The sequence below is a fragment of the Thermophilibacter sp. ZX-H3 genome (assembly GCF_052599055.1).
This window is the reverse complement of sequence record NZ_JBQXES010000004.1, coordinates 92,758-109,186: the sequence shown is the minus strand read 5'-3', so window position 1 is coordinate 109,186 and position 16,429 is coordinate 92,758. Positions and strand designations below refer to the sequence as shown.

Below are 16,429 nucleotides of genomic sequence, written 5' to 3'. Positions count from 1 at the left end.
GGACGGGCCTGCCGCCAGTGGCAGGCCCGTCCCAAACTCCCTGAGAGAAATAACCCGTCCCCTTTTGCCTGACGCCGGTGGCGCGCCCGTCCCAAAAGCTCTGAGGGAAAAAACGCGTTCCCAATCAGAGCGCCCTTCTCGCCAGCTCGAGGCAGCCCATGATGCCCTGGCGCCCCTCGAGGCTGTTGTTCACGATGTAGGAGTCGACGTCCTCGAGCTCGGGCGTGACGATGTAGCCGCCCAGGGCCTCGAGCGTCTTGGCGCGCGCGAGCTGAACGATGGGGGTGTGGTCCGCCACGCCGCCGCCGATGATGATGCGCTTGGGCGAGTAGCAGAGGACGTAGGTGGCGAGCGCCTGGCCGAGATAGCCGGCGAGCAGGTCCATCGCCTCGGCGTCATCGGCCATGTCGCCGGCGCTCTTGCCGTCCCAGCGCCGCTTGATGGCGGGGCCGGCGATGAGGCCCTCGAGGCAGCTGGCGTGATAGGGGCAGCCGCTCTCGTCGGCGGGCAGGGTCTCCCGCGGGTCGCGCGTGACGAGGACGTGGCCGGCCTCGGGGTGGAGCATGCCGTGGACGAGCTTGCCGTCGATCATGACGCCGGCGCCCACGCCGGTCCCGATGGTGAGGTACACCACCGCGTCGAGGCCGCGCGCGCAGCCGAACGTCGCCTCGCCGAGGCAGGCCACGTTGACGTCGGTGTCATAGCCGCACGGAACGCCGAGCGCCCCGGAGAGCGTGCCGAGAAGGTCGAAGTAGCGCCAGGCGGTCTTGGGGGTCTCAAGGATCTGGCCGTAGCGCGGGGAGGCGGGGTTGACGGCCGTCGGGCCGAAGGCGCCGATGCCAAGCGCCTCGACGTTCTTCTCGGCAAACCAGCTGACGATCGCGTCGCACGTCTCCTTGGGCGTCGTGGTGGGAATCTGCTCGGACTCCAGCACCGTGCCGTCCCCGTAACCGATCGCGCACACCATCTTGGTGCCGCCCGCCTCAAGCGCCCCGAGAAGCCTCTCGCTCATCCCGCCGTCCTTTCCTTTGACCCATAACGTTTCAGTAATAGTAACTACTTGAAACACAAAGAATAAGCACAAGCGGCGTGAGCGCACGTGAACGAGCGGTGGACGGCAGGTCGGGCGGTGTCGGAACGCCGAGGGCAAAGGGCCTGAAAGAGGCAATTACCTATCAAATAACTGGGGATATTCAGAATGTTTCACCGGGAGGCACCTCCTTTGAACCGTAAGGGCGACGTAAGGTACCGCTCACGCCCCAGAATTGACCGTTTACCCGCAAATGCGGAGAAACAATGCAATTTGTTTCAGAACAATCTATAGTTATGAAACAACGAGGGGGTCAACACACAGAGAGGAGGGAACGATATGGCAGAGGGAACCAGCCAGGAGTTCAACATCTCCAACGTCATCGACGAGAAGCTCATCGCGCTCGACCTGGACGTCAGCAGCAAGGAGGAGATGCTGACCCGCCTGACCGACCTGCTCGAGGAGCAGGGCAAGCTGAACGACCGGAAGAGCTTCTTCGATGACGTGCTGTGGCGCGAGGAGCAGGGCCCGACCGGCATCGGCATGGGTGTCGCTATCCCGCACGGCAAGTCCTCCGGCGTCAACCAGACCGCGCTCGCGATCGGAACGTCGAAGAACCCGATCGAGTGGGAGTCGCTCGAGGACGAGGCGGTCACCGTGGTCATCCTGTTCGCCGTCACCGACGGCGACTCCAACGTGCTTCACATCAAGCTGCTGCAGCACGTTGCCATGCTGCTCGCGCACGAGAGCTTCGCGGAGAAGCTGCACGCCGTCAAGACGCCGGCGGAGATGCTCGCGCTGCTCGAGTCCAGCCCGGATGACTACGACGACTAGCTCGTTTCGGCGAGAACGGCGCCAAGGCCAGCCCGCCCGGCGCCGAGACAGGTAAACAGGTACGAAGCAGAGGGGGAGAATCATGAAGCTCGTGGGAGTCTGCGCCTGCACGTCCGGCATCGCGCACACCTACATGGCCAAGGAGAAGCTCGTCAAGGCCGCCCAGTCGCTCGGTCACGAGATCCACGTGGAGACCCAGGGCACCATCGGCGTCGAGGACGAGCTCACGCCGGAGGAGATCGCCGAGGCCGACGCCGTCATCCTGGCCGTCGACATCAAGATCGACCACTCGCGCTTCGAGGGCAAGCGCGTCATGGAGGTCCCGACCTCCGTGGTCCTCAAGGCGTCCAAGCAGATCATCAACAAGATCGAGGAGAGCCTCAACGCCTAGCGCGCCCCGGCTCACACCCGCACAGCACAGAGAGGAGCATCAATGAGTGGCAAGCTCAAGGGCAAGTTCACCATTGCCGAGATCAAGAAGCACCTGCTCACCGCGATCAGCTACCTGCTTCCGCTGATCGTCGCGTCCGGCCTGCTCATCGCCATCGGCAACCTGACCGGCGGCACCACCATCTCGTCGCTTGACGACCTCGGCTCCATGACCGTCCCGTCCGCGTTCACCACGCTCGGCGGCATGGGCATGGGCCTCATCCCGGCCTTCATCGGCGGCTACATCGCCTACTCCGTCGCCGACCGTCCCGGCATCGCCCCCGGCTTCCTCATGGGCGAGATCGCGTCGTTCCTCGGCGCGGGCTTCCTCGGCGGCCTCATCGGCGGCCTCATCGTGGGCTACATCGCCCTCGTCATCGAGTCCTACCTCAAGGTTCCGAAGTGGGCCCAGGCGCTCATGCCCATGATGATCATCCCGCTGCTCTCCGCGATGCTCGGCGCGCTCATCATGTTCTTCATCCTCGGCGGCCCGCTCACCATGTTCACCGCCGCCCTCACCAACTTCATCACCGGCCTCGACCAGAGCCAGAAGGCCCTGTACGGCTTCGTGATCGGCTGGATCGGCTGCCTTGACTACGGCGGAGCCATCTCCAAGGTCCCGAACCTCATCTGCGACGGCCTCATGGCCGACGGCATCTACGGCCCCGAGGGCATCAAGGTCCTCGCCGCCATGGTCCCGCCCATCGGCGTGACGCTCGGCTGGCTGCTCTCCAAGGCCATCAATAAGCCGATCTTCAAGCAGACCGAGGAGGAGAACATCAAGGTCGCCTTCCCCATGGGCATCTGCATGATCTCCGAGGGCGTCATCCCCATCGCCATGAACGACCTCGTCCGCACCGTCATCTCCACCTCCATCGGCTGCGGCGTCTGCGGCGCCATCTCCTTCTCCATGGGCGTCGAGTCCATGGTCCCCTCGGGCGGCGTCTTCGTCATCCCGGCCATGACCAACCCGCTCTGGGCCGTCGTCGCCCTGCTCGTTGGCTCCTGCGTGACCGCCCTGCTCCTGGTGCTCATCAAGAAGCGCCTCACCCCCGAGCAGGTCAACGACCTCGACGTCCCCGAGGACGACGAGGAGCAGGAGGTCGACCTCTCCGGCTTCAGCCTCTCGTAGGCACGCTCTAGAACCATCCCCGCGGGAGGGCCTCTCCCCGGCCCTCCCGCACCGAGTCACAGATCAGGAAAGGATGTCAGCGCATGTACGAGTCGATGAAGGGCATGCTTGCCAAGGCCAACGCCGAAGGGTATGCCGTCATGGCCATCAACGCGTTCAACCTGGAGACGGCGCGCGGCGTCATCACCGCGGCCGAGGAGATGGATGCCCCGATCATCATCGACCTGCTCCAGGACCACGTGAAGTCGTTCTTCGACTGCGACATCCTCACGCGTCCGATCATCAAGATGGCGCAGGCCGCCCACGTCCCCGTGGCGATCAACCTCGACCACGGCAGCGACATCGCGCACCTCAAGCGCTGCCTGCACGAGGGCTTCTCGAGCGTCATGTGCGACGCCTCGGCCTACGACGCCCAGGAGAACGCGCGCATCACGCGCGAGATCGTCGAGCTCGCCCAGGTCTACGGCGCGTCCGTCGAGGCGGAGGTCGGCAACATGGGCCGCATCGACGAGTCGGGCGCCCTTCTGACCGATGACGACATGTACACCGACCCGGACGTCGCCATTGAGTTCATCCGCGCGACCGGCGTCGACTGCCTCGCGGTCTCCTATGGCTCCACGCATGGCGACTACCCCGAGGGCTACGTCCCCACGTTCCACTTCGACATCGTCGAGAAGATCAAGCAGGCCACCGGCACGCCGCTCGTGCTCCACGGCGGCTCCGGTGCGGGCGACGACAACATGCGCCGCTCCGTCGAGGCCGGCATCAACAAGATCAACGTGGGCACCGACTACATGATCGCCCAGCGCGAGTTCGTCGCTCGCGCGCTCGCCGAGAACCCCGGCTACGACTACCCCACGCTCGTGGAGGACAGCTGGCGCGCCGGCATGGCGACGATCAAGCACTACATCGAGATCTCCGGATCTGCCGGCAGGGCGCGCTAGGGAGGGAAGCGCCCGACCGGAATGGTTTCACGCCCCGCCAGGGGCTGGGACATATGGGTTCAACCAAGGAACGACTAAGGAGAAAAACAGATGCTCATCAACATGTCACAGATGCTCGAGGTGGCCAAGGCCAACCACTTCGCCGTGGGCGCCTATAACGTCTCCGAGAGCAACCTGTTCCGCACGGTGGTCGAGACCGCCGAGGAGATGGACGCCCCCGCGATCATCGCCGTGCACCCCACCGAGCTCGCGTACTGCAAGGACGACTTCGTGAAGTACATGGTCGCCCGCTGCGCCAACAGCCCCGTGCCCTTCGTCATCCACATGGACCACGGCGACAGCATCGAGAGCATCATGCGCGCCATCCACGACGGCTTCACCTCCGTCATGATCGACGGCTCCGCGCTCCCCTTCGAGGAGAACATCGCCAAGACCGCCGAGGTCGTGCGCTATGCCCACATGGTCAACGTCTCCGTCGAGGGCGAGCTGGGCACCATCGGTGACACCGGCACCTCCATCGAGGGCGGCATGACCGAGGTCATCTACACCGACCCCGACGACGCCAAGAAGTTCGTCGAGGAGACCGGCGTCGACACCCTCGCCGTCGCCATCGGCACCTGCCACGGCCTCTATCCCAAGGGCGTCACGCCGAAGCTGCGCATGGACGTGCTCAAGGCCATCAAGGAGAAGGTCGACCTGCCGCTCGTCCTCCACGGTGGCTCGGGCAACCCCGACTCCGAGATCGCCGAGGCCGTCGAGATCGGCATCCAGAAGGTGAACATCTCCTCCGACTACAAGAGCGCCTTCTTCATCAAGGCTCGCGAGATCCTCTCGCAGGAGGGCTCCGGCTGGGATCCCAACAACCTCTTCCCGGAGTGCATCGAGGCCGGCAAGGCCGTCATCCGTCACAAGATGGACCTCTTCAACTGCGTGGGCGCCGCGAAGTACTATCGCGACCCCGTCACCCCGCAGTGGCGTCAGGACCTCGCGTAGGCGAGAAGAACCGCGTGGCGTTCCAGTTTTTTCGCTGACGTGAGACAGGAGGGGGCCCGTCGCCGGGCCCCCTCTTTGCTATCATGTCCCCCGAGTTGAGGGGTGGGAGCACTATGCAGCAGCGTAGAGGCAGTGTCATCAACGAGATCTGTTCCCTGTACGACCGCATGAGCGAGAGCGAGAAGCTCATCGCCGATTTCATGATGGCCAACCAGGGTGACATACCCTCCATGACCACGCGCGAGATAGCGGCGCGCAGCGAGACGTCGGCCGCGACGGTCTCGCGCTTTGCGCGCCACCTCGGCTACGAGAGCTTCACCAAGCTCCGCGACGCCATGCAGCAGGAGAACGGCTTCGTGGCGGATGCCGGCGAGCTCCCCTCGACGCGCATCGCGCTTGACGACCCGCGCGGCGCGATGGAGACCGTCCTTAGCGCAAAGAGCCGCGAGCTCCACGACACCCTGAGGCTCGTTGACGAGAAGGACCTGATCGCGGCGGTGCACCTCCTCGAGCAGGCCGACTCGATTGTCTTCGCCGCCGTGGGCAACACCATCCCCGCCGCGCTCTCGGCGTCGTTTCTCATCGCTCAGCTCGGCCTCAGGACGCACTGCGCGCCCACGACCGAGGCGATGATGCTCTCCTCGCTCTCCCTCACGCCCCGCGACGTGATCGTCTTCATCTCCAAGTCCGGTCACTCGAAGCGCCTCAACAAGATGATGGACAACGTCATCGACTCGAGGACCCCCTCCATCGTGATCACCAACATCCCCGACTCGCCGCTCGCGTGTCGGGCGACGTGCGTCCTGCAGGCGGCCACCCTCGACAAGATGCTCAACAGCAACCTGCCCTTTTCGCACAACTCGATCAACTTCATCATCGAGGTCATCTTCCTGCTGCTCTGCTCCGACGTGCCCAACTTCGAGGCGCGCGCGGGCCTGCTCTGGAAGTCGCTCGGCGAGGACAAGGGCGTACCGGGCGAGGTCTTCGGCGCCTGATTCGTTCCAAAAGGGGACGGGTTATTTCTCCCGGGGGGCTTGGGACGGGCCTGCCACCGGCGTCTGCCACTGGCGTCAGGTTTATTTGGCACGCAGCCCGCGTGCCAAATAAACCTGACGCCAGTGGCAGACGCCGGTGGCAGGCCCGTCCCAAGCCCCCCGGGAGAAATAACCCGTCCCCTTTTGCCTCCGAAAACTCTGAGAGAAAAAACCCGTCCCCGAATCAGGCGCCCGAGCGACTGGGAATATCATGGGAAGCGCCGCAATCGCGGCACCAACCCGAGAGGAGTCCCATGGCAGACCAGAGCATCGCGACCCGCTGCGTCCAGGCCGGCTACACCCCCGGCGACGGCGAGCCGCGCCAGATTCCCATCGTCCAGTCCACCACGTTCAAGTACGCCACCTCCGAGCACATGGGTCAGCTCTTTGACCTCGAGGCCGAGGGCTACTTCTACACGCGCCTGCAGAACCCCACCAACGACGCCGTCGCGGGCAAGATCTGCGCGCTCGAGGGCGGAGCCGCGGCCATGCTCACGAGCTCCGGCCAGGCGGCCAACTTCTTCGCGCTCTTCAACATCTGCGAGGCGGGCAGCCACATCGTGGCGAGCTCGGCCATCTACGGCGGCACGTACAACCTGATCGCCCACACCATGGCCAAGATGGGCGTCGAGTCCACGTTCGTCTCGCCCACGGCGACCGAGGAGGAGATCGCGGAGGCCTTCCGCCCCAACACGCGCGCCGTCTTCGGCGAGACGATCGCCAACCCCGCGCTCGACGTGCTCGACATCGAGCTCTTCGCCAGGGCCGCGCACGACCACGGCGTGCCGCTGATCGTGGACAACACCTTCGCCACGCCGGTCTTCTGTCGTCCCATCGAGTGGGGCGCCGACATCGTGACCCACTCCACCACCAAGTACATGGACGGGCACGGCGTGGGCGTGGGCGGCGCCATCGTGGACTCGGGCAACTTCGACTGGATGGCGCATGCCGAGAAGTTCCCCGGCCTCACCACCCCGGACGAGTCCTACCACGGCATCGTCTACGCCGAGAAGTTCGGCCAGGCCGGCGCCTTCATCACCAAGGCCACCTCGCAGCTCATGCGCGACCTCGGCTCCATCCAGAGCCCGCAGAACGCGTTCTACCTCAACATGGGCCTCGAGAGCCTGCACGTGCGCATGCCGCAGCACTTCAAGAACGGCCTTGCCGTGGCCGAGTACCTCGAGAAGAGCGACAAGGTGACCTCGGTGCGCTTCCCGCACCTGCCGAGCGACCCGTACTACCCGCTCGCCCAGAAGTACCTGCCCGAGGGCGGCTCCGGCGTGGTCTCCTTCGAGCTGGCCGGCGGCCGCGCGGCTGCCGAGAAGTTCATGGCGGCCCTGCGCCTCGCCGCCATCGAGACGCACGTGGCCGACGCCCGTACCTGCTGCCTGCACCCGGCCTCGGCGACGCACCGCCAGATGAACGACGAGGAGCTGGCCGCTGCTGGCATCTCGCCCGCGATGGTGCGCTTCTCGTGCGGCCTCGAGGGCACCGAGGACCTCATCGCCGACATCGAGCAGGCGCTCGCCGCGATCTAGCGGATTGGTCCGGCGGCACGGCCGTCGCATCCCCGTGCTCAGACAACTTGCTGCGCAAGAACTGCGCGCGGGGATGCGACGGCCGTGCCGCCGGACCCCTAGCTCGGGCGGCGCGTTTATCATCTTTTCTCTTGGGGGTGAGTGCATGCTTGTTGCGGTCGTGGACGATACCGATGCGGACGCCGGTGCGCTCGTCTCCTACATCGAGGCGTTCTCCAAGGAGCGCGGCGTTGCCATGCAGGTCGAGCGCTTCTCGCATCCCGGCAACTTCTTCAAGGGGGACACGAGCCGCTTTTCCCTGGTCATCTTGGACATAGACATGCCCGGCATGAATGGCATCGAGGTGGCTCGCCTCCTGCGCGAGACCGATCCCGACGTGGTCATCATGTTTGTGACCAACTACCCGCAGTACGCGCTTGCGGGGTACGAGGTCGAGGCAGTCGACTACGTCATCAAGCCCATCTCCTACGGCGAGTTCTTCCTCAAGATGCAGAAGGCTCTGCGCTACGTGGGCCGCAACACGGAGAAGAGCGTCGTCATCAAGACCAAGGAGGGTGTGGTGAGCCTCTCGGTCTGGGAGCTGCTCTACGTGGAGTCTTCGCGCCACTACCTCATCTACCACACTGCGGGCGAGACGTATCGGGAGCGCGGCTCGATCTCCTCTGCCGAGAAAAACCTCGCGCCGCTGCAGTTTGCGCGCTGCAACAGCGGCTACCTCGTCAACTTGCGTCACGTCAAGGGCATCGACGGAGAGGACGTCATCGTGGGCGGAGAGCGGCTCAAGATCAGTCGCGGCCGCAGGTCGGAGTTTCTCGCCGCGTTCTCGCGCTTTGTCGGGGGCATCTGATGGGAGGCGCGGCCGCCCTCGTCACCCCTGCCGCCGCATTTGAGGAGCTGCGCTTTGTCTGGGAGCTCTACGCTGCGGAGGCGCTCTTCCTCACGTCCTTTGCCAGCGGGCGCGGGCGCGTGGGGGCTCGTCTCGTGCTGGGGCTCGTGCTCTTCTCCGCTCTCTCCCAGGGCTACTTTCTTTGGTTGCGGGCAATGGCCCCTCTCGTGCCCGTCTTTCCCGTCGTCGTGGCCCTCTGGTACGTGGCGCTCACGCTGCTCATGATGGCGTACTTCCGCTGGTGCTTCGCGGTCTCCTATGCCGACACGCTCTATGTGGGCATCATCAGCTATGCCGCCCAGCACGTCGTCTACGCCGTGGTTCATGAGATGCTCGCCCGCTGGCTCTCGCCGCAGCTCACCGAGCACCTTGCTGTCTACGCTGGCCTGAGCCTGCTTGTCTGCGCGGCATGGTATGGCCTGCTCTACTGGTTCTTCTCGCGCCGCCTGAGCTTGGCGGGCGAGAAGATCCTGGAAGGCTCCCCGCGCGACGTCATCTCCATGACGGTCCTTCTCGTCATCTTCCTGTGCTGCACGTTTGGCTTCCAGCACCTCTTTACCGTCTTTGAGGGAAGCCGTCCCACGGTGATCTGGATGACGCTGCTTCTCTGCTTCATGGTGCTGGGCCTGCAGTACACGAACTTCCAGGCGGCGCTCGCGGGCCGCGAGCGCGCGGCGACGGAGCAGATGCTGCGCGAGGGGGCGCGTCACTGGGACCTCTCTCGTGAGCTGATAGAGAACGTGAGCCGCTCGGTTCATGATCTCAAGCACGCCCTGCGCGCGCTCGAGCAGCTGCCGGCGGAGCAGCGCGAGGGATTTGTCAACGAGACGTCCGAGTACATCCGTCGCTACGAGTCGCTCGTCTACTCCGAAAACGAGGCGCTGAACACGCTTCTCTCTGAGAAGGCGCTGCTCTGCGAGAACCGCGGCATATCGTTTTCCTGCGCTGTGGGCAGCGTTGATTTGAGCTTCATCTCCCTGCCCGATCTCTACGTGCTGCTCGGCAACACCATCGACAACGCCATCGAGGCGGTCCAGCGGCTCTCCGACCCGGGTCGTCGCGCCATCACGCTGCAGGTTCAGGGGCGCGCGGGCCTCGTGCTCATAACGTGCGACAACCTCTTTGAGGGCGAGCTGCGCATGCGGGGTGGCCTTCCCCTCACGTCCAAGGCGGACGCCTCTCGTCACGGGTTTGGCCTCAAGAGCATCAGGCTCATTGCCGAGAAGTACGATGGCATCCTTGACGTGAGCACGGACGGCGGCGTCTTCACGGTGCAGATTAGCATCCCCGAGCGGCAATAGGGGACAGGCACGGACCCGCAGGTGAGACCTGTCAAAAGTCAGGCGCTTTTGACAGGTCTCACCTGCGGGTCCGTGCCTGTCCCCTTTGCAAGTTCTGCAAATCTTGCCCAAATGGCCTCAAACGGTGCCAACCCTCGTTTGGCGCTCGCTTCTCATCCCATACTCGCCTCAGGAATCGTTAAGGGGTGGCGGTCTGCCGTCGCCCGAGGAAGAGGAGGGAAGGGATGAAGAAGACCCTGTCCAAAAAGAAGGCGATACCGCTTCTGGCGCTCATTGCCGTGGTGGTATGCGCGCTTGGCGTTGGCACCTACTTCGCCAACAAGTACGCGCCGGTCATCAACACGTTCCTCGGCACCAAGAGCTACGAGGTTCGTGAGACCGGTGACGGCACCGAGGACACTGAGTACTACAAGGCGTCCTATGCCAGCGAGGATGAGCGCCTCGCGGCCGACTCCGCCGCTGCCCAGCAGGTGCAGGGCGAGGGCTCCATCCTGCTCAAGAACGACGGCGTCCTGCCGCTCTCCGGCGGCAACGTCTCGCTCTTCGGCGTGAGCTCGGCCGACATCCTCTATGGCGGTGGCGGCTCGGGTGCCGTTGACGCATCTACCGCGCCGACGCTCAAGGACGCCCTCGAGCAGGCCGGCTACTCCGTCAACCCCACGATGTGGGAGTTCTACACCGAGGGCGCGGCGGCGGACATTCGCATGGACGTCGCCGATATGGCTGGCACGGGCCGCTACGTGATTCACGAGGCCTCCCCCGAGCTCTTCTCGTCCGCCGAGACCTCGAGCTTCGACGAGTATGGTGACGCCGCCATCGTGACGTTTGCGCGCTCCGGTTCCGAGAGCTCCGACCTGCCCACCGTCTACGACGAGTCCTATCTCGAGCCGATGGACATTGAGGGTTTCATGGGAGCCTTCCACTCCGACCCGCTCGACTCCCCGGACGACCTGGGCCGTCACTACCTCGAGCTCACCGCCACTGAGGAGGAGCTGCTCCGCTACGTGTCCGAGCGCTTTGACAAGGTGATCGTGCTCATCAACTCAGGTAACGCCATGGAGCTCTCCTTCCTCGACGAGGAGGAGTATGGCGTGGACGCGTGCCTGTGGATCGGCAACCCGGGACAGGACGGCCTTCTCGCTGTGGGCGACATCCTCACCGGCGCCATCAACCCCTCCGGTCGTGCCACGGACACCTACGCCGCAAACTCGCTCTCCGCTCCCGCCGTCGTGAACTTTGGAAACAACCTCATCTCCGGCACCGAGCGCGACCCCTTTGTGGTGTACCAGGAGGGCATCTACGTAGGTTACCGCTACTACGAGACGCGCTACGAGGATGCGGTGCTGGGCCAGGGCAACGCCAGCTCCGCCGCGGGCGCCTCTGACGGTGCGAGCTCGTGGTCCTATGCCGACGAGGTTCAGTTCCCGTTTGGCTACGGTCTCTCCTATACCACCTTCGAGCAGGCCCTCACCGGAAGCTCCGAGGGCGACGGCACTGTGACTCTCACGGTTGACGTGACCAACACCGGCGAGGTGGCCGGCAAGGACGTGGTGCAGGTCTACGCCCAGAGCCCCTACACCGACTACGACCGCGAGAACGGTGTCGAGAAGTCCGCGGTTCAGCTCGTGGGCTTTGCCAAGACCAAGCTGCTGGAGCCCGGCGAGACCCAGACCGTGAGCGTGGTGGTGAGCGAGGAGGACCTCGCGAGCTATGACGCCGACGGCGCCGGCACCTACGTCCTCGAGGGCGGCGACTACCTCTTTGCCATTGGCTCTGACGCTCACGACGCGCTCAACAACATCCTCGCCGCCAAGGGCAGCACCACGGCTGACGGCATGGATGCCGAGGGCAACGCGGAGAAGGTCGCCACGGTCTCGCTGAGCGAGACGGACGCCTACGCCACCTCCTCCCACACGGGCGAGGCCATCGAGAACCAGTTCGCAGACGTCGACATGCGCGCCTACGACGAGGGCTTTACCTATCTCTCCCGCAGCGACTGGGAGGGCACCTATCCCACCACCTACGCGTTTGAGGCGACCGACGAGATCGTGGCGGGCCTCGCCGTGAAGGAGGGCGCCGACGACCCCGAGGCGGAGATGCCCGTGACGGGCGCCCAGAACGGACTCACCCTTGCCATGATGAAGGACATCCCTGCGGACGACCCGTCCTGGGACGACCTGCTCGACCAGCTCACGGCCGAGGAGATGTACAGCCTCGTCCGCGTGGGTGGCTATCAGACGCAGACGGTCAACTCCGTGGGCGCGCCCGCCACGGTGTGCGTTGACGGCCCTGCCTACGTGGGCAACGCCGGCACCACGGGCGTCAACCGCCCCGAGGGCACGTACGCCTGGTGCTCCGAGGTGGTCATCGCCTCCACCTGGAACGTCGAGATGGCCCAGCTCATGGGCGAGATGATCGGCGAGGACTGCCTCGCGCAGGGCGACCTCAACTTTGCCGGTTGGTACGCCCCCGCGATGAACATCCACCGCACGGCCTTCTCCGGCCGTAACTTCGAGTACTACTCCGAGGACGGCTTCCTCTCTGGTGAGTTTGGCGCCGCCACCGTGGCAGGCGCGCGCTCCAGGGGCGTCATCACCTTCGTGAAGCACTTTGCCCTCAACGACCAGGAGACCAACCGCACCACCATCGCCACCTTCTCGAACGAGCAGGCCATCCGCGAGATCTACCTCGCCGCGTTTGAGCCGAGCATCGCTGACGAGGAGAACGGCTCGCTCGGTGTCATGCTCTCCATGAACCGCATCGGCCTCACCTGGTCCGGCGACCACAAGGGCATGACCACCAACGTCCTTCGCGGCGAGTGGGGATTTGACGGCACCACGATCACCGACCAGGCGTCCTACCCCCAGGCGTTCCCGCTGCTCGCCATTCGCGCGGGCCTCGAGGGCGGCACGGACCTGTGGCTCAACTCCGGTACCGACAACTGGCAGATCGAGGGCTACGAGTCCAACCCTACGGTCATGAGCCAGCTGCGCGACGCTTCGCACCACATCCTGTACTCCGTCTCTCGCAGCTTTGCCATGAACGGCATCTCCTCCACGGCGCAGGTCGTGAGCGTGACGCCCGTCTGGCAGATGGCTCTCTACGCGCTCGACGCCGTCGTGCTTGTCGGCGCGGTCGCGGGTGTCGTCGCCCTTGTCCGCAAGACCTCCTGGAAGGAGTCATAGCGGGAGCGGTGACAAAGGCGACGGGGTAAGCTGCCGCGAACCGTCTGTCACTCTCTGGGCCGCCGGGCACTTCTCGCCCGGCGGCCCCACTTGTTGTGTGACAATCCATCCTGTCCGAATTGTCACAGGAGGGCGACCATGAGATACGAGCTCGACAGGGCGGACTATGCCGACCCGAGGGTCATCGAGGTCAACCGGCTGCCGGCGCGGAGCTACTTCGTTCCGTATCCTGATCGCGCCTCGGCCGAGGCGGTGGCGACGGCCGGGCGGCGCTACGGATCGCCGCTCGTGCGCTGCCTGAACGGCGAGTGGGAGTTCCGCTTCTACCCACGCCCCGCCGAGCTGCCCGACGAGCTGGACACCGACGCCGTGACGTGGGACCGCGTCGCCGTGCCCGGGTGCTGGCAGTTCCAGGGCTACGACCGACCGTTCTACGTGAACCTCCGCTACCAGTTCCCCTTCGACCCGCCGCGCATTCCCACGACGGGGCCGGTGGGGCCGGTCTTCTCGCTCATGGGCGAGGGGAGCATCGGGCCGCGCGTGTACCATCCCGTCGACGAGTACAACTTCGTCGGCGTGTATCGGACCTCCTTCGAGCTCGCGCCGCATGAGATGGCGTCCGGGCACATCGTCTCGTTCCTCGGCGTGGCGAGCTGCGTTGACCTCTACTGCAACGGCGAGCGCGTGGGCTACTCCGAGGGCTCGCACAACACGGCGGAGTTCAACCTCACCCCGTTCCAGCGTGCCGGCGAGAACGAGCTTCTCGTGGTGGTGCGACGCTGGTGCACGGGGAGCTACCTCGAGTGCCAGGACATGTTCCGCAACAACGGGATATTCCGCGACGTGCTGCTGCGCGAGGTGACCCTCTCGAGCGTCTGGGACGTCTCGACCTCCGTCAGGCGAGAAGAGCGTGCGGGCAGGGTGCGCTACCGCCTCTGCGCGGACGTGACCCTTCTCGACGACGGCGAGGCGCGCGTCACGCTGCGGGGCCACGGGCTCGAGCGGACGTCCGTCGCCTCTGCGCACGACCGGAGGCTCGAGGTCTCCTTCGACGGGCTCGACGTGCGCGAGTGGACGGCCGAGACCCCCATCCTCTACGACCTCTACGTGGAGACGGCGTCCGAGTGCGCTCGCTGCCGCGTGGGCTTTCGCGAGGTGCGGGTCGACGGCAGGCGGCTGCTCGTGAACGGGCGGCCGGTCAAGCTCCACGGCGTCAACCATCATGACACCACGCCCGATGCGGGCTACGCGATGACCCCCGCGCAGATAGCGCGTGACGCGCGCCTCTGCAAGGATCACAACATCGACACCATCCGCACCTCTCACTACCCTCCCGACCCGCTGCTTCTCGAGCTCTGCGACGAGCTCGGCATCTACGTGATCGACGAGGCGGACCTCGAGACCCACGGAGCCATGGTGGGGAGGGTCCCGCCGAGCTACAGCTGGCTTACGCGCGACGCCCGCTGGCAGGGGCGCTACCTCGACCGCGCCGATCGCCTCTTTGAGCGGGACAAGCTGCATCCTTGCGTGATCATGTGGAGCCTGGGCAACGAGTCGGGCGGTGGCTGCAACGCCGACGCCATGTACGAGCTGCTTCGCTCACGCTCGGACCTGCCGGTGCATTACGAGGGCGCCATCCACTCGCGCCGGCGCGCGTACGACGTGGGAAGCGAGATGTACCCCACGGTCGAGCGCGTGATGTCGGTGGGAGAGGGTCGCTCGAGCGTGCGGCGTCTCAACGACCGTCCGTACGTGCTCTGCGAGTACGCGCACGCCATGGGCGTGGGCCCGGGCGGCATCGAGGACTACTGGCGGCAGATCTACGCCCACGAGGCGCTCGCGGGCGGCTGCGTGTGGGAGATGGTCGACCATGCGGTGCTGCACGGGGACGGAAGCTACACCTACGGCGGTGACCACGGCGAGTGGGAGCACGACGGCAACTTCTGCTGCGACGGCATCTTCTATCCCGACCGCACGCCCTCGACCGGCGCGCGCGTGGTGCGCCACGCCTATCGGCCGCTCCGGGTGCGCCACGTGGGCGGGGACTTCTTCATGGTGTTCAACGCAACCTCCTTCACGGCGGGGGATGCGTTCACCCTGCGCTTCGAGTGGAGCGACGGGGGCGTTGCCGAGCTCGTGTGCGACGTCGACCCGCTGCGGCAGCAGCCCCTCCTGGTCCGGCCGACCGCGCAGGGGCCAGCCGACGAGGGCGAGGGCCTGAGGCGAAACCGGATGAGGTGGGTCACCGTGGTGGTCACCCGGCGGGAGACCGGCGAGGAGGTGTCGCGCGAGCAGATGGCGCTCACCGAGATGGCTCCGCTGGACGCGGGCCATCTCGAGCGCCGCGCGTCGTTCCCTGAGGGCTGTGAGGTTGGCGAGCGGGGCCTGGCCCTGCCCGGCGTGATGGCGCCCGCGGCAGAGCCGCTCCTCCTGACGCGCGTCTCCACGGACAATGACCGGGACCTCGTGGGAAACCGACCCCTCGAGGAGTTCTACGATGCGCGCCGCGAGGTCGTGGGCGTCGCGCGCGGGGAGGGGAGCGCCGTCGTCACGACGCGCCTCGTGCTGCCCCGCCACCAGTTCCTCTGCACCACGACGTACGAGGCGGTGGCCGCGGGCGTGCTCGTGACCGCGCGGCTCCACTGCGAGCGCGGGCGTGGTGACCTGCCGCGCTTTGGCATGTGCTACCGGCTTGACCCCTCCTGGGACGAGGTCGACTACCTCGGGCGCAACGGCGAGTCCTATCGGGACATGCGAGAGCAGGCGCAGGTCGCGCGCGTGGGCTGTCGGGTGGAGGACATGACCGAGCCCAACATCCGTCCCCAGGAGAGCGGCAACCGCATGGACTGCCAGTACGTCCGGCTCTCGGACGGGAAGCATCGCGTGCAGATCACGGCCGTCTCACGGCCTTTCGAGCTGGGGGTCAAGCCCTACTCCGACGAGGAGCTGCGCGGGATGCTCCACCGTGAGGACGAGGTCCGCACGGGCACCTACGTGACCGTCCAGGCCTTTCAGATGGGCATAGGGACGGGAAGCTGCGGCCCGGCCACGCGCCCGGAGTATCGCTTCGACTGCCGCGAGGACTACGAGCTCAGCTACCTCGTCTCCTGGGAGTAGGCGCGG

Annotated in this window: 12 protein-coding genes; 11 read left to right on the top strand and 1 reads right to left on the bottom strand. The window is 65.7% G+C overall.

All coding sequences use genetic code 11. From position 1 onward, the window contains the following. Positions 1 to 124: 124 nt before the first annotated feature. Positions 125 to 1,012, bottom strand: coding sequence for an ROK family protein (locus ACULPM_RS03020; protein WP_445331621.1), 888 nt, complete (start codon positions 1,010 to 1,012; stop codon positions 125 to 127). Positions 1,013 to 1,369: 357 nt separating this feature from the next. Between ACULPM_RS03020 and ACULPM_RS03015 the strand changes: the two genes are divergently transcribed. From ACULPM_RS03015 to ACULPM_RS02965, 11 genes are all read left to right on the top strand, one after another. After that, positions 1,370 to 1,864 (top strand): PTS sugar transporter subunit IIA, encoded by a 495-nt coding sequence (locus ACULPM_RS03015; RefSeq protein WP_445331622.1) that lies wholly within the window; start codon positions 1,370 to 1,372, stop codon positions 1,862 to 1,864. Between the two features lie 82 nt (positions 1,865 to 1,946). After that, positions 1,947 to 2,255: a PTS fructose transporter subunit IIB gene (locus ACULPM_RS03010; protein ID WP_167930025.1), complete on the top strand. Its 309-nt coding sequence runs from the start codon at positions 1,947 to 1,949 to the stop codon at positions 2,253 to 2,255. A 42-nt stretch (positions 2,256 to 2,297) separates the two neighbouring features. After that, on the top strand, positions 2,298 to 3,425 hold the full coding sequence (locus tag ACULPM_RS03005; protein WP_445331623.1) for a PTS fructose transporter subunit IIC: 1,128 nt from the start codon (positions 2,298 to 2,300) through the stop codon (positions 3,423 to 3,425). An 83-nt stretch (positions 3,426 to 3,508) separates the two neighbouring features. Further along, a complete protein-coding gene (locus ACULPM_RS03000; protein WP_445331624.1) occupies positions 3,509 to 4,369 on the top strand; it encodes a class II fructose-bisphosphate aldolase in 861 nt (286 codons plus the stop codon). Between the two features lie 90 nt (positions 4,370 to 4,459). Further along, positions 4,460 to 5,362: a ketose-bisphosphate aldolase gene (locus tag ACULPM_RS02995; RefSeq protein WP_167930022.1), complete on the top strand. Its 903-nt coding sequence runs from the start codon at positions 4,460 to 4,462 to the stop codon at positions 5,360 to 5,362. Positions 5,363 to 5,475: 113 nt separating this feature from the next. Further along, the gene (locus ACULPM_RS02990) at positions 5,476 to 6,357 is read left to right on the top strand and encodes a MurR/RpiR family transcriptional regulator (RefSeq protein WP_167930021.1); all 882 of its coding nucleotides are present in this window, start codon (positions 5,476 to 5,478) and stop codon (positions 6,355 to 6,357) included. Positions 6,358 to 6,650: 293 nt separating this feature from the next. Further along, the gene (locus ACULPM_RS02985) at positions 6,651 to 7,934 is read left to right on the top strand and encodes an O-acetylhomoserine aminocarboxypropyltransferase/cysteine synthase family protein (RefSeq protein ID WP_445331625.1); all 1,284 of its coding nucleotides are present in this window, start codon (positions 6,651 to 6,653) and stop codon (positions 7,932 to 7,934) included. A gap of 145 nt (positions 7,935 to 8,079) precedes the next feature. Further along, entirely contained in the window at positions 8,080 to 8,781 is a 702-nt protein-coding gene (locus tag ACULPM_RS02980) for a LytR/AlgR family response regulator transcription factor (RefSeq protein WP_445331626.1), read from the top strand. Next, positions 8,781 to 10,121: an ATP-binding protein gene (locus tag ACULPM_RS02975; RefSeq protein WP_445331627.1), complete on the top strand. Its 1,341-nt coding sequence runs from the start codon at positions 8,781 to 8,783 to the stop codon at positions 10,119 to 10,121. Before ACULPM_RS02980 ends, ACULPM_RS02975 begins: the two co-directional genes overlap by 1 nt. 224 nt (positions 10,122 to 10,345) lie before the next feature. Beyond that, positions 10,346 to 13,306 carry a glycoside hydrolase family 3 C-terminal domain-containing protein gene (locus ACULPM_RS02970; protein WP_445331628.1) on the top strand — a complete coding sequence of 987 codons (2,961 nt, stop codon included), beginning with the start codon at positions 10,346 to 10,348 and terminating at the stop codon, positions 13,304 to 13,306. A 138-nt stretch (positions 13,307 to 13,444) separates the two neighbouring features. Continuing rightward, positions 13,445 to 16,423 (top strand): glycoside hydrolase family 2 TIM barrel-domain containing protein, encoded by a 2,979-nt coding sequence (locus ACULPM_RS02965; protein ID WP_445331629.1) that lies wholly within the window; start codon positions 13,445 to 13,447, stop codon positions 16,421 to 16,423. Positions 16,424 to 16,429: the final 6 nt, after the last annotated feature.

Bases quoted from the DNA above. Each gene is read 5' to 3' on its own strand.
- ACULPM_RS03020 (WP_445331621.1), bottom strand. From the start codon at position 1,012: ATGAGCGAGAGGCTTCTCGGGGCGCTTGAGGCGGGCGGCACCAAGATG.
- ACULPM_RS03015 (WP_445331622.1), top strand. From the start codon at position 1,370: ATGGCAGAGGGAACCAGCCAGGAGTTCAACATCTCCAACGTCATCGAC.
- ACULPM_RS03010 (WP_167930025.1), top strand. From the start codon at position 1,947: ATGAAGCTCGTGGGAGTCTGCGCCTGCACGTCCGGCATCGCGCACACC.
- ACULPM_RS03005 (WP_445331623.1), top strand. From the start codon at position 2,298: ATGAGTGGCAAGCTCAAGGGCAAGTTCACCATTGCCGAGATCAAGAAG.
- ACULPM_RS03000 (WP_445331624.1), top strand. From the start codon at position 3,509: ATGTACGAGTCGATGAAGGGCATGCTTGCCAAGGCCAACGCCGAAGGG.
- ACULPM_RS02995 (WP_167930022.1), top strand. From the start codon at position 4,460: ATGCTCATCAACATGTCACAGATGCTCGAGGTGGCCAAGGCCAACCAC.
- ACULPM_RS02990 (WP_167930021.1), top strand. From the start codon at position 5,476: ATGCAGCAGCGTAGAGGCAGTGTCATCAACGAGATCTGTTCCCTGTAC.
- ACULPM_RS02985 (WP_445331625.1), top strand. From the start codon at position 6,651: ATGGCAGACCAGAGCATCGCGACCCGCTGCGTCCAGGCCGGCTACACC.
- ACULPM_RS02980 (WP_445331626.1), top strand. From the start codon at position 8,080: ATGCTTGTTGCGGTCGTGGACGATACCGATGCGGACGCCGGTGCGCTC.
- ACULPM_RS02975 (WP_445331627.1), top strand. From the start codon at position 8,781: ATGGGAGGCGCGGCCGCCCTCGTCACCCCTGCCGCCGCATTTGAGGAG.
- ACULPM_RS02970 (WP_445331628.1), top strand. From the start codon at position 10,346: ATGAAGAAGACCCTGTCCAAAAAGAAGGCGATACCGCTTCTGGCGCTC.
- ACULPM_RS02965 (WP_445331629.1), top strand. From the start codon at position 13,445: ATGAGATACGAGCTCGACAGGGCGGACTATGCCGACCCGAGGGTCATC.